The organism is Streptomyces sp. NPDC096046, assembly GCF_040303285.1.
Taxonomy (GTDB): domain Bacteria; phylum Actinomycetota; class Actinomycetes; order Streptomycetales; family Streptomycetaceae; genus Streptomyces.
In genome coordinates, this window is the sequence record NZ_JBEOSZ010000092.1 from 1 (window position 1) to 12,729 (window position 12,729).

The window sequence follows — 12,729 nt, forward strand, 5'->3', positions numbered from 1 at the left end:
CAAGGGGATGGCCCGGCCCAGATCACCCGCCGACTGGTATGCCGTGGCCAGGTTGTTGCGGGAGGTCAGGGTGTCGGGGTGGTCCTCGCCGAGGACCCGCACGCGGTCGGCGAGAGCCTGCTGGGCGTACTGCTTGAGCCGCTCAGGGCATCAGCGGCATCAGTCCTTGGGCGTTTCCGCCAGGGTGCGCCAGATCTCGGCGGCCAGGTCGATGTTCGACGTCTGCTGGGCTCGTTCGGCAAGCTCGCGCAGTTGCTGGATGCCCTGTTGCGCCTGGCCCTCCAGGATCAGCAGCCGGTTGTGCAGCACGTCGAGCCTGATCCGGTCCCGGTAGGTGAGCCGCAGCTCGTCGAGGACGAGTTCGTCGTGCGCCGCCCGTGCGTCGGCGTACCTGCCCTCCTCGAAGGCGAGATGTACCCGCAGTGTCAGCATCTCCTGCTGGTGCACCGGGGTGCCGACGAGGGAGAGGGCGGGCTCGGCCTCGTCCAGGCGCTGGCGGCACTCGTCGAGCTGTCGGGGCGAGGCCTGCAAGTACAAGGAGGCCGCGGCCAGGCGCAGCCGCATCCACAGCACCAAGTCGAGACGGCTGTCGAGCTCCGCCAGGGCCTGTTCCAGCAGATCGCGCGCGGTGGCCGAGTCGCCCTGCCGGAAGGTTACGGTGGCGGCGGCCCACAGCGCTTCGGTGCGCAGCGTGCCGTTGCGCTCCGCCACCAGCTCCACCAGGTCGTCCGCGTGGGCCCGCGCGTCGGAGAGCCGACCGGCTTCCGCCTCCACCGACACCAGCGTCAGCAGGGCCGCGCCCGTGTCCTGGACCGGCAGTTTGTGGTCGTAGGCCAGACGGCATGCCTCCTGCCCGGCCTTGAGGGCCCTGGGGATGTCACCGAGCGTGCGCAGACATCGAGCGAGCTGGGTGCGGGCCCGGCACTGCAGCTCGGGGAGCATCAACTCCTCCGAGGTGTGCACCAGTTCCTCCAGGAGAACGGACTCCTCCTGGCGCGCGCCGCGTCGGGCGTGGGCGTCGGCGAGCAGCCAGAGGGCCTGCCAGCGGAGCGTCGGATCGACCGCGGGCGACAGTTCGAGAGCGGCGGCCAGCTTCTGCAGCGCCTCGTCGCCGTCGGCCGACGTGGCCAGGGCGAGTGCCTCGGCGACCGAGCCGACGCTCGGTACGTCGAACTCGCACGGGTCGACTTGGAGCCGCTCGGCGAGGTAGGCGATCACGCGTGCCGTCGGCTGCCGCGCTCCTGACTCCAGCCGGGAGAGATATCCGGTCGACATGTCGTCGCCGGCCAGGGCGGCCTGTGACAGCCCCCGCTCCGTGCGCAGTTCTTTGAGGCGGCGCCCGAAGGCAGGCTGCTCCACCATGTCATTCCACCAGCCGTTCGAGGGATCGGACCTCCACGCTAGCTCTTTGGGCAAAGCTTGGCAAATGCTTGCCATGCGCGCGTAAGCAGGTACTGCCTCACGGCAGGGAAAACGGATGGCAAAGACGGAGAGACGCATCCGTGATGGACCCTGCACCTCCTGTCAACGCACCAGTTCGAGCACGTTGCCACGGCTTGGCAATCTATTGCCAAGCCGTGGCAACCACTGTTACGTTCCTCTGGCAACGCGACACAGAAAGCGCATTCCCCACGTCCCAGCGCACCTTCAGGCGGTCGTCAGCAATGGAAGAGCTCCACAGCGTCCAGCACCTCGGCACCACCGCGCAGATCGACTGGCCCCGCCAGGACGCCTCCTGACCCCACGTCACCCCACAGCGTGAATCAGCAGCGTGAATCAGCAGCATGAAGGGAATCGATCCATGCCCGAGCTCATCGGAATCGAGCAGTGCGAACAGCTCAGCGCCAAGCAGGTGCAGGCCCTGTACCGGGAGTACGTGAGCCGCAGCCACGTCTCCCTCACCACCACGTTCGGCTTCGGCAAGCAGATGATCGAGAAGGCCGAGGGGGTCTGGCTGTACACCCGGGACGGCGGGAAGATCCTCGACTTCACCGGAGCCGTCGGGGTGCTGAACCACGGGCACAACCACCCGCGCATCCTCGAGGCGCGCAGGCGCTTCGCCGAACGCCATCCGGATGGAGGTCCACAAGGCGTTCCTGTCGCCCTACGTCGCGGCGCTCAGCCACAACGTCGGCCGTCTCCTGCCCGGTGACCTCGACATCTCGTACTTCCCCAACTCGGGCGCGGAGGCGAACGAGGGCGCCATCAAGCTGGCGTACAAGTACCACGAGGGCAGACGGCAGACGATCCTGCGCTCGGACATGAGCTTCCACGGAAAGCTCCTCGCCACGGGCAGCCTCACCGGCTCTCTTGAGAACAGCTTCCGCTTCCCCGGCATCCCCAACGTCACGTATCCGTACGGCGACATCGACGCCGTACGCGACCTGGTCGCGCAGCATCGCACCGCCGACGGGGACTGCGACGTCTACGCGATCATGGTGGAGCCGTTCAGCGCCTCCACCATGAACAGCTGGACCGAGAGCGCTCTGCGGGAACTGCGGGAACTGTGCACCCGGGAGGACATCATCCTCATCTTCGACGAGATCTACACCGGGTGGGGGAAGTCGGGCAGCCTGTTCTACTTCATGCGCTACGACGGCCTCATACCTGACATCCTCACCTACTCCAAGTCGTTCGGCGGCGGCAAGGCGTCCATCTCTGGCTACACCACCCGCGAACCAGTCTTCCGCAAGGCGTACGACCGGCTCAGTGAGGTGATCCTGCACTCCACGACGTACTACGGCTTCGGCGAGGAGACCGCCACCGCGATCGAGGCCGTCAACATCATCGTGGAGGAGGACCTCCCCGACCGGGCCCGCAAGATCGAGGAGATGCTCACGCACGGACTCCAGGAGATTCAGCGCAAGCATCCCGACACTGTGCGGCACACCGCCGGCGTCGGCGCCATCCACGGCGTCTTCCTCGACGGCGGGGCCAAACTGCTCGACCTCGCGGGCAAGCTGGCCCCCTCCGGACTGTCGTCCGACCCGAAGTTCCGCACCAAGCTGATCACCAGCGCGGTGATCGCCGAACTCTACCGCGAGCACAACATCCTCACCTACCTCAGCCCCAACGGCGACAACCCGCTGGTGGTGGCCCCCTCCCTGGTCATGGAACCGGCCGAGGTGGACTACTTCCTGCAGAGCCTGGACGCGACCCTCGCCAAGGGACTGCCGGGCCTGCTCACCAAGTTCGTCCGCGACCGGGTGCTGGCCCGATGGTGAGCCGCAGCGTCCTGATCACGGGCAGCAGCGGCATGCTGGGCCGCAACCTCGTCGCGCGCTTCGCCGCCGACGGCTGGTCCGTGACCGGTCTGGACATCACCCGCGGCCAACCGCCCTCGGGAGTACGGGAGATCACCGCCGACATCCGCGACGCCGAGGCGGTGGAGCGTGCCACGCGGGGCGCCGACCTGGTCGTGCACTGCGCGGCGGCTCTGCCGAGCTATCCGGCCGAGGAGATCCGCTCCATCGTCGTGGGCGGCACCCGCACCCTCCTGAGCGCGGCCCGCCGCCTGGAGGTCCCCCGCACCGTCTACATCTCCTCCACCGCCGTCTACGGCCTCCCGGACGTCGTCCCCACCCCCGAGACGTACCCCTACGCCCCCGTCGACCCCTACAGCCGCGCCAAGGCCGAGGCCGAGGCCCTGGCACTGCGCTTCCGTGAACGGGGCATGCTGCTCCCGGTACTGCGGCCCAAGACCTTCGTGGGGCCTGGTCGCATGGGACTGTTCTCGATGCTCTTCGAATGGGCCGAGGAAGGGCGCAACTTCCCGGTGCTCGGCCGCGGCGACGTACGCATCCAGATGCTCGCCATCGACGACCTGGTCGACGCCGTCGTGCTGGCCGCCACCGCTCCCGCCGCAGAGGCGAACGACACCTTCAACGTCGCCGCCGCCGAATTCGGCACCCTGCGGGAGGACTTCCAAGCCGTCCTCGACGAGGCCGGACACGGCAAACGCATCGTCTCCGTCCCGGCCGACCCCGCTCTCGCCGCGCTGAAGCTCCTGGAGAAGGCCAACCTGTCCCCGGTATACGACCGGCTGCTGCACAAACTGCGCGCGGACTCCTACGTCAGCACCGACCACATCCGCGACGTACTGGGCTTCGTGCCCCGCCATTCCAACCGGGACGCCATCCTCGCCACCTACCGTTGGTGGCGCGAACAGCCCCGCGCAACGCGGGCCGCCAAGTCCGGCCGGACGAGCCGGGATCCGTGGCGCCAGGGCGCGCTCGGCCTTGCCAAAGTCCTCTTCTGAGCCGTACCGCTCCCCCCCCCTCTGCCTTCCCCGCTCCTCTCTCTTCTTTCCTCCCCGCTCTCCCTCGCCTTTCGTCCGAGGAGACCACCATGTCCGCCGTCGAAACCACGCCCGTGCGCGTACCCCACAGCGCACCCTCACTCCCCACCGCCCCGCTCCCGGCCCCCTGCCGCAACCCCCTCCCCCATCTGCTGGCCCTCTCCCGCCCTTACCAGTGGCCCAAGAACCCCCTGGTCGTGGGGCTCGCGCTGCTCACCATCCCCGTCTGGGACGTCGGCACACTGGCCGCCATCGCCTGGTCGACCGGGCTGTTCGTCCTGGCCTCGGTGGCCGTCTACGTCCTCAACGACGTCCTCGACCGGCACCGCGACGGCCTGCACCCCGTCAAGCGCCACCGCCCGCTGGCCTCCGGCCGGCTGCGGGTCGGAACGGCCCTTGTCTTCCTGGCGACGGTGTGCGCTCTCTTCGTCGCCGGCGTCGCGCTCGCCTCCCCGGCCCACTGCTGGCCCGTGCTCGTCTACCTGGGACTGAACCTCGCCTACAGCCTCCGGCTCAAGCACATCCCGCTCGTCGACGCCTTCTGCGTGGCCCTCGGGTTCGTCCTGCGCACGCTCCAGGGCTACACGGCGACCGGCCAACCGGCCTCCGGCTGGCTGCTGTTGAGCGTCCTCGCGGTCTGCCTGCTCATGGTGTTCGGCAAGCGGCGGCACGAACTGGCCCGCGGCAACGCCGCCCACCGGCCCGCGCTGCGCGGCTACACCGTCGCCTACCTGGACCACCTGACCGTCATCAGCGCCACACTGGCCACCGTCGGCTATCTGCTCTGCATCCGCACGGACATGGCTCTGCACCACGGTACGGCCACGCTGGTCCTGCTCACCGCCCCCTGCGCCTTCTTCGCCGTCTTCCGCTACCTGCAACTACTGGTCGTCGGACACGGCGGCGCCGACCCCGTCCGCACCCTCTCCGGTGACCCTCTCCTGGTCGGCAGCGGCGTGCTCTGGGGCGCCCTGACCGCCGTATGCCTCGCGGCCCTGCACTGACCTCTCGTCCCCGCACGTCCTGAAGGAACCTCAAGCCATGAGTGACACAGGCGACATGGACGAGCTCCCCCTCGTCTCCGTCATCATCCCCAACTACAACTACGGCCGCACCATCGGCATGTGCCTGGACTCCGTGAGCCGGCAGACCTACCCGCGGCTCGAAGTCATCGTCGTGGACGACTGTTCCACCGACGACTCCGCCCGCATCGCCCGCGAGGCCGGTGTCACGGTCCTGAGCACCGGCACCAACAGCGGCGTGGCGGCCACCCGCAATGTCGGTGTCCGGCATGCGGCCGGCGAAGTACGGCTGTTCCTCGACTCGGACGTGGCCCTGGCCCCGGACGCCGTGCACAAGGCCGTGACCCGGCTGCGCGCCGAACCCAGCGCCGGGGCGGTGTGCGGCATCTACGAGCCGGTGCCGCTGATCCGGGACAGCCTGGTCGAGGAGTGCCGCTCGCTCCAGGCCTACTACTGGCGGGAGACGGCGGAGGGCACCGTCACCTTCCTCTTCCCCTCCATCTGCGCGATGTGGCGCCGGGTTTACGACGACGTCGGGCCGTTCGACGCTCGCCTGCGGCAGACCGAGGAGGTGGACTACGGCCTGCGCCTTTCCCAGCGCTACGACCTCATCCTCACCTCCGCCGTCCGCGGCACCCACGACGACGACCACGAACTGTGGCCCCTGGCCCGCAAGATCTTCACGCGCGGGCGGCTGCGTGTGCCGCTGTACGCCCGCCGGCGCAAGTTCGCCAAGGGCTTCGAGACCGCGTCCCGGGCCTGGGGGAGCCTGGCCGCACTGCTCGCCGTACCGGCACTGCCGCTTCCCCTGTTCCTGGGCCCCGCCGGCTGGCTGGTGCCCGCCGCGCTGCTGGCCCTCTCCCTCGGCTGCGACCTCGGCATGTACCGCTATGTACGCAAGGCGCGAGGCGTCGGCTTCCTGCTGTTCTTCGTCGCCGTCCAGTTCGTCTTCAATCTGGCGGTCGCCTGCGGAGTGGTGACGGGAGCCCTGCACTGGCTCGTCTCCGAACGGTTCCGGGCGCTCTACGACCGCGACGGCACGCCCGCAGCCGTGCTGCCCGCGGGCTGAGGTCCCCCGCCATGGCCATCGAACTGACCCGGCAGTCCGCCTCGCCCACCGGTGGGGCGGGCCCGGAACCCGCTTCCGTCGCCAAGCCCCGTTGGTGCCGCTACACCCGGCTGCTGCTTGCGGCCGGCACCGGCTGGCTGGTCCTCGTCCTCCTCCAGTACCTGCTCAGCGGCCGCTGGTGGGCCATGATGGTGCTCAACCTGGAACCCCCGATCGCCTTCGTCGCGGTACCCCTGCTGCTCCTCGCCGGCACACCGGCCGCCAGGCTCGCCCGGCGCCGGGTGCCACGGCGGCCCGCACGAATCGTCAAAGCCGTGGCCCTGACCGCGCTGGTCCTCGGCTACCCATGGTCCGGCCTGAACCCGGCCGCGCTGTGGCAGGGCGACGGGGCGGCGCCGCCCGGCGCGCTGAAGGTCGTCTCCTTCAACACCCTGGCCTGGGGCAAGAGCACCACCCCGGACCGCTTCTATCAGGCTCTCAAGGCGCGGAACGCCGACGTCTACCTGCTCCAGGAATACGTCTGGAGCGACAAGGACGACGCCAACGAGCGCCAGATCGACGACATGGCCCGCATCCGGGAGGAATTCCCCGGCTACCAGGTGGTCGTCCAGGGAGAGCTCGTCACCCTCTCCCGCTACCCGATCGTTGCCCGCCCGCCGATCGGCCCGTACGGGGCCACGGCCCGCGCCGCGTCCCCCGACTGGTACCGGGTCTACCGGACGGGAAAGGTGCTGCGCACCGACATCCGGGTGGGCGGCCAGGCCGTATCCCTCTACAACGTGCACATCCCGGTCCAGGTGGACATGCGGCAGAGCTTGCTGTCCCCGGCCTTCTACCGGACGATCCACGACCGTGAGGCGGCCCGCCGCGCCCAGTACAAGGGGCTGCTCGACGACATCCGAGCCAACCACAACCCCCTCCTGGTCGCCGGGGACTTCAACACCACCGCCGCGATGGGCGATCTGCGGCCGCTGCGCTCGGCCCTCGACGACGCGGCCGACCACGGCGGCTTGATCTGGCCCACCTCCTGGAACGAGCAGGGGCGGCTCAGGCTCTGGCGGCTCGACTGGACGTTCACCTCGGCGGGCCTGGACGTGGCCCGGCACGCGCTCACCGCGCTGCCGGAGGTCTCCGACCACCGCCTCCAGGAGACCGTCGTGTCGGTGAAGGCGTCCCGATGATCCGGCGCCTGGCCAGGGCCGCCGTGGCGGCGGGGTTCCTCGCCGCCGCGGCCGTCGGAACGGGAAGCGTGCTGTGGGGGCACGGCGGTGACGTCCTGGCGATGTTCACCGGGCCCCGGGCCGTGGCACTGCTCGCCAGCGCGCTGCTGTTCAAGATGGTGGGCCAGCTGGCGGGCTGGGCGTCCTGGCAGGCCGGGCTCACCGCACTCGGCTCACCGCTGCCCGCCCGGCAAAGCGTCCGCATCTACTTCCTGGCCCTGCTCGGAAAGTACATCCCCGGCCCGGTCTGGGGCGTGCTCGCCTATGTCCGCCTGGGCGGGGCGGCCGGCATCGCGGGGGGCCGGATGGTGAGCGCCTATCTACTCAACACCGTGGTGGTGCTGCTCACCGCCGCTGTCATGGGTCTGCTGTGCGTCCAGGGGCCGGGGGCCGGGGGCCTGTGGCTCGTGGCCGTGGTGCCGCTCGCCCTCGCGGTGCTGTGGCGCCCGTGTCTGTTGTTCCGCCTGACTGCCGGGGCGGCCCGGTTGCTGAAGCGCAAGCCGCCCGCCGGGGAGTTCTCCGACAGCGGCGTACGCCGTGCGATCGCACTGGAGACGCTGTGCTGGGCGGTCTCCGGGCTGCACCTGTGGCTGATCGCCGTCCTGCTCGGCGCACCGGCCGGGCGCGCACTGTCCGTCTGCGTAGGGGCGTTCGCCCTGGCCACAGTCGCGGGAGCGCTGACGCTGGTCGTGCCCGACGGGGCGGGCACGCGCGAACTGGTCCTGCTGGGTGCGTTGTCCGCCGTGCTGCCGTGGGCCGAGGCGGGGGCGGCGGCACTGGCCAGCAGGGTGTGCTGCACGCTGGCCGAGCTGCTCGGCGCGGGTGGGGCAGTGCTGCTGACCCGCCTCCACACAACCGAAAAGACACCGGTGTTCGCCGTCCCGCGACACCGCGAGCACGAAGGAGTGACATGACCAACCAGCGACGGACCCTGGTCGCAGGCGGAACGGAGGTGTCGGCCCTCGGCCTGGGCACCTGGGCGCTCGGCGGGCCCTCGGCAGCGGGGGACCAGCCCCTCGGCTGGGGTGCCCGGTTCGACAGGGCCGAGGCCGCGGAGGTGTTCCGGGCCGCGTTCGACAGTGGGATCACGCTCTACGACACGGCCGACGCCTACGGCACCGGCACGGCCGAGCGGCTCATCGGCGACACCCTCGCGGGCAAGCGCGACCAGATCACGATCGTCTCCAAGTGGGGCAACACCATCGACGAGGAGGCCCGTCGGCTCACCGGCCAGAACGCCACCCCCAGCTACGTCCGCGAGGCCCTGACGGCCTCCCTGCGCCGCCTGCGCACCGACTACCTCGACCTGTACCTGCTCCACCTGTCCGGGCTTCCCGTGGCCGAGGCGGAGGAACTCCTCGGAACCCTGCAGGACTTGGTGACGGAGGGAAGCATCCGCGCCTACGGCTGGTCCACGGACGAACCGGAACTCGCCGCCGCCTGGGTGGGGCAACCGGGATTTGGGGGACTGGAGTTCGAGATCAATGTGGTGCACGACTCGCCCGCCCTCGTCGACATCTGCGAGCGCAACGACATCCCCGGCCTGGCCCGGGGCCCGCTGGGCACCGGCCTGCTGACCGGCGCCCACCCCGAGGGTTCCCGCATCACCGACGAACAGGACTTCCGCCGCCGCTCCCCGGACTGGCTCAACTACTTCCAGGACGGCTACCCCGTCCCGGAACTGGCCCGGGCCCTTGACTCCGTCCGCCACATCCTGGCTTCCGGCGGGCGCACCATCGCCCAGGGCGCTCTGGCCTGGCTGTGGGCGCGTTCGCCTTCGCTGATCCCGATCCCCGGTGCCCAGACGGTGGCTCAGATCAAGGAGAACGCGGCGGCGATGGATTACGGCCCGCTCACCCAGGACCAGATGAGGGAGATCGACGCACTGCTGACGCCAGGCTGAGCACCCGAACGGGGAGGCGGCACCCCCGGCGGTGCTACCGACACTCCTCGATCGCCCCGCACAGATGCCGTACCGCTTCGCGCACCGCGCCGTCCGCGAGGTTGCCGTAACCGAGGACCAGGCCGTGATCGGCGTGGTCCTCGGTGGCGTGGTAGGCGGTGAGGTCGGCGATGCGCAGTGACCGGGCGGCTGCCGCGGTGACCACGGCCGCGGTGTCCATGGTGGGCGGCAGGCGGAGGATGAGGTGGAGGCCGGCCGCGATGCCGGAGACCGGGGCACCGGGCAGCTGGTCGGCGAGGGCTTGGACGAGCGCGTCACGGCGGTTGCGGTACCGCTTCCGGCAGGCGCGCAGATGGCGGTCGTACGCACCCGACTCCAGCAGTTCGGCGAAGGCGAGCTGATCGAGTGTCGGGGGCTGGGTCGCCGCCTGGTCGGACCGGTGCAGGTACCGGGTCCAGCGGGGCGGTACCACGAGCCACCCGATGCCGAGCGCCGGGGACAGTATCTTGCTGAGCGACTTGAGCAGGACCACGCGAGACGGGTCCATTCCTTGCAGCGCCGCGACCGGACGACGGTCGTAGCGGAACTCCGCGTCGTAGTCGTCCTCCAGTACGACTCCGTCCACCTGGCGAGCCCACCGCAGCAGAGCGGCGCGCCGCTCGGGGGCGAGCACGCTGCCCAGCGGGAACTGGTGCGCCGGGCTCGTCAGCACCGCCCGAAGTCCGGTGTGTGCGGCGAGTTCGTCGACGCGCAGGCCCCCGCCGTCCGTGCGCACGGGCACCGGGTCCAGACCGGCGGCGCGGATCACCTCCCGCAGCCGTGTCCAGCCAGGTTCCTCGCAGCCGACAGCGGTGATGCCGTCGGTGCTCAGGGCATGGCAGACACGCCGTACTCCGTCGGTCACGCTCGTGCACACCATCACATCCTCCGGGGCCGCCACGACGCCGCGGGAGCGGGCCAGGTACGCGACGAGCGTCCGCCTCAGCCGGAGGTGGCCGCCGGGCGGCGGGTACCCGAACTCCGCGAACGCCGTGGTCGTCACCTGTGCCCGTACTGCCTCGGCCCACCGGCGGCGTGGAAACGCGCGCAGGTCCGGCAGACCCGGCCCGAGGTCGAAGCGCGCCTCGGGAGCCTGGCGCGGTGCGCGGCGCCCGGAGCCGGCGTCCAGGGCGCTCGTCCAGCGCACCCGGGTGGCTGAGCCGGTCTGCGCCTCCAGATATCCCTCGGCGATGAGCTGGCTGTATGCCTCGGTGACCGCCCAGCGCGAACAGCCGAGGTCGGTGGCGAGCTGCCGACTGGGCGGCAGAGCGGTGCCGACCTCGATCCGCCCGTCCCTGATCGCCGTCCGCAGCGCCCGCTTCACCCGCTCGTGCAGCGGTCCGTCACCGGGCCGCCCCAGATGAAGCAGAAGATCGCCTGCCAGATTGGTCTGTGATTCCCGCATGCCATTGGACAGTAGCAGCGGGCCATTACTCGCTACCTTCGATACATCGACAAGTGCGGGTACATGAAGGAGGCCGTCGTGGCCACAGTGAGACGCTCGGTGCCGATCCAGGACCAACACCAGATGTTCCGGGGCGTGTTCGAGGACTGGCAGATCAGGGCCGGTGCCCTTTCGGCCCTGCCGGACGCACCGGTCGTGCCGGACGACGCCCGGCAGAAGCAGACCGCCTGGCGTCGGCTGCGCACCCACTTCGCACGGACGGCGGGAGCCCGCCGAGCCGTCGTCATCGACTGGCCTGCTGCCTGAAGCGCTGCCGTCGACGACACGAGGAAGGGCCGCCGGTGTTCCGGCGGCCCCTCCTCTCTTCCCTCCCGAAGAGGCCTTCCCGGTCCCGTCGCTACCGGGGCAGCACCACGGCATACGCGGCCGGACACCGGTCCGGCCTCGGTACTGGTGGGCTCGCGTATTCATCTGTCGCCAGTTCTCCGTGGGGCCCAGCCTGCCGGTGACCGTGTGTAGTCGCCGGGGGCGTATGGGCTCCAGGATGCCGGTGATCACCAGACCGGCTGATGGCAGAGATCAAGGCCGAGGCAGAGTCGCGCTGCTCGTCACCTGCCTTTGCGCACTTGGCGGGTGATCTGTTGGCCTTCGGCGAGGGTAAGGGGGCCGGTGCTGTCGGCGGGTGCGGTGCCGAGCGCGACGGCGAGGGCGCGGCCATGTAGGTCGACCGCCGATTCGCTCAGGTCGGTGAGCTCGGCAATTGCGGTCCGGGCTCGTGTGCATGCGCTGAGACCTGTGACCAATGCGATCAACAGAGCCGGCCACCACAGCGTCCCGAGTACGAGGTAGGGCAGCGCCCACGCTCCGGTGACGACGGCCGCGGCGAACTGACCGTTGGTCGTGGCGAGTTCGGCCCGGACGTGCTCCGGCAACACCTGCCAGAGGCGTGGCCAGCCGAATCGGAGGTCGATCCCGTACCTGTCGAGGCTTATCTGCTCGACGGCGGCGACGCGATCACCCATCCACGTGGGTCGGGCGGGCTTCGCCAGGGACAGCCGGTTGATCCGGTACGCGATGGTGCCGATGTCGTGCTGCTGCTCGGGAGTTCGGTCGGGCAGCGGGTAGCGCTGCTGGAGTTCCTGCCGGCGCTCGACCAGCCTGGTCCATCGGCGCGTGCGTGCTTGGGTCCGCTGCCGCGCCGCCCACCTCAACCCCGTCGGCCACTGGCCGAGCCACCACGCGCGGAGCGGTGCTGCGAGTGCCTGCACGATCAGTCCGACGCCTGCGGCGGCGAGCAGCAATGCGACGACTGCGAGGATCTGAGCGGGACCGGACGCCTTGCTCAGGGAGGTGGCGAGCGCGGAGGCCTTCGCGTCGAGCAGGCGCAGGTCGAGGGCGTGTGTCCAGCGGAGTTGCAGGCCTATCCAGGCGCAGGAGACGAACAAGAGACCGGGTAGAGCGAGCAGGCCAACCCAGCGTTCGGCCAGCTTCTTGGCCAGTTCACCGAAAAAGTTGCCCATGTCGTCAACGGGAGTCATCGGCAGACTGGTGAGCTCGCATCGCGGTATCGGACCCGCTGGCACAGCGTGGACGACCCGGCCGCAGGCCCCGTCAGGACAGGCGAACGTCTCCTCGTCGGCCCGGCCGGAGCCCGCTCCTGGCAGGTTGCTGCTCAATCCCCGAACCGCGTCGGCTCCGCTGGTACCGAGCAGTTGATCGAGCAGAGCCAGAATCGGGCGGCGCTCGCGAGCCTCGGCCTCGATCCGGGACAGGA

The 12,729-nt window shown here is 70.1% G+C and carries 11 protein-coding genes and 1 pseudogene; 8 read left to right on the forward strand and 4 right to left on the reverse strand.

The features are described from left to right. A partial coding sequence (locus ABTX62_RS38120; protein WP_502998084.1) for a hypothetical protein occupies positions 1-69 on the reverse strand: 69 nt, incomplete at its 3' end. A gap of 90 nt (positions 70-159) precedes the next feature. Further along, positions 160-1,362, reverse strand: a complete 1,203-nt coding sequence (locus ABTX62_RS37190) for a helix-turn-helix domain-containing protein (RefSeq protein WP_352120321.1) — start codon at positions 1,360-1,362, stop codon at positions 160-162. A 439-nt stretch (positions 1,363-1,801) separates the two neighbouring features. On the opposite strand from ABTX62_RS37190, the pseudogene ABTX62_RS37195 reads away from it, so the two are divergent. From ABTX62_RS37195 to ABTX62_RS37225, 7 genes and pseudogenes are all read left to right on the forward strand, one after another. Then, a pseudogene (locus ABTX62_RS37195) lies at positions 1,802-3,224 on the forward strand (aspartate aminotransferase family protein). Then, entirely contained in the window at positions 3,218-4,258 is a 1,041-nt protein-coding gene (locus ABTX62_RS37200; RefSeq protein ID WP_352120322.1) for an NAD-dependent epimerase/dehydratase family protein, read from the forward strand. Before ABTX62_RS37195 ends, ABTX62_RS37200 begins: the two are co-directional and overlap by 7 nt. Positions 4,259-4,347: 89 nt before the next feature. Beyond that, positions 4,348-5,301, forward strand: coding sequence for a UbiA prenyltransferase family protein (locus ABTX62_RS37205; RefSeq protein WP_352120323.1), 954 nt, complete (start codon positions 4,348-4,350; stop codon positions 5,299-5,301). A 55-nt stretch (positions 5,302-5,356) separates the two neighbouring features. Then, a complete protein-coding gene (locus ABTX62_RS37210) occupies positions 5,357-6,388 on the forward strand; it encodes a glycosyltransferase family 2 protein (protein WP_352120330.1) in 1,032 nt (343 codons plus the stop codon). Between the two features lie 11 nt (positions 6,389-6,399). After that, entirely contained in the window at positions 6,400-7,569 is a 1,170-nt protein-coding gene (locus tag ABTX62_RS37215; protein ID WP_352120324.1) for an endonuclease/exonuclease/phosphatase family protein, read from the forward strand. After that, positions 7,566-8,522 (forward strand): hypothetical protein, encoded by a 957-nt coding sequence (locus tag ABTX62_RS37220; protein ID WP_352120325.1) that lies wholly within the window; start codon positions 7,566-7,568, stop codon positions 8,520-8,522. Before ABTX62_RS37215 ends, ABTX62_RS37220 begins: the two co-directional genes overlap by 4 nt. Then, the gene (locus ABTX62_RS37225) at positions 8,519-9,511 is read left to right on the forward strand and encodes an aldo/keto reductase (protein WP_352120326.1); all 993 of its coding nucleotides are present in this window, start codon (positions 8,519-8,521) and stop codon (positions 9,509-9,511) included. Before ABTX62_RS37220 ends, ABTX62_RS37225 begins: the two co-directional genes overlap by 4 nt. Positions 9,512-9,545: 34 nt before the next feature. On the opposite strand, the gene pdxR is transcribed toward ABTX62_RS37225, so the two are convergent. Beyond that, positions 9,546-10,955 (reverse strand): MocR-like pyridoxine biosynthesis transcription factor PdxR, encoded by a 1,410-nt coding sequence (gene pdxR, locus ABTX62_RS37230; protein WP_352120327.1) that lies wholly within the window; start codon positions 10,953-10,955, stop codon positions 9,546-9,548. 78 nt (positions 10,956-11,033) lie between these two features. On the opposite strand from pdxR, the gene ABTX62_RS37235 reads away from it, so the two are divergent. Next, complete coding sequence (locus ABTX62_RS37235) at positions 11,034-11,261, forward strand: hypothetical protein (RefSeq protein ID WP_352120328.1); 228 nt, start codon at positions 11,034-11,036, stop codon at positions 11,259-11,261. 302 nt (positions 11,262-11,563) lie between these two features. Here the strand turns inward: ABTX62_RS37235 and ABTX62_RS37240 are convergent. Beyond that, on the reverse strand, positions 11,564-12,729 hold a 1,166-nt coding region (locus tag ABTX62_RS37240), incomplete at its 5' end, for a hypothetical protein (protein ID WP_352120329.1).

Excerpts from the sequence above, each read along its gene's own strand:
- ABTX62_RS37190 (WP_352120321.1), bottom strand. The coding sequence starts at position 1,362 with ATGGTGGAGCAGCCTGCCTTCGGGCGCCGCCTCAAAGAACTGCGCACG.
- ABTX62_RS37200 (WP_352120322.1), top strand. The coding sequence starts at position 3,218 with ATGGTGAGCCGCAGCGTCCTGATCACGGGCAGCAGCGGCATGCTGGGC.
- ABTX62_RS37205 (WP_352120323.1), top strand. The coding sequence starts at position 4,348 with ATGTCCGCCGTCGAAACCACGCCCGTGCGCGTACCCCACAGCGCACCC.
- ABTX62_RS37210 (WP_352120330.1), top strand. The coding sequence starts at position 5,357 with ATGGACGAGCTCCCCCTCGTCTCCGTCATCATCCCCAACTACAACTAC.
- ABTX62_RS37215 (WP_352120324.1), top strand. The coding sequence starts at position 6,400 with ATGGCCATCGAACTGACCCGGCAGTCCGCCTCGCCCACCGGTGGGGCG.
- ABTX62_RS37220 (WP_352120325.1), top strand. The coding sequence starts at position 7,566 with ATGATCCGGCGCCTGGCCAGGGCCGCCGTGGCGGCGGGGTTCCTCGCC.
- ABTX62_RS37225 (WP_352120326.1), top strand. The coding sequence starts at position 8,519 with ATGACCAACCAGCGACGGACCCTGGTCGCAGGCGGAACGGAGGTGTCG.
- pdxR (WP_352120327.1), bottom strand. The coding sequence starts at position 10,955 with ATGCGGGAATCACAGACCAATCTGGCAGGCGATCTTCTGCTTCATCTG.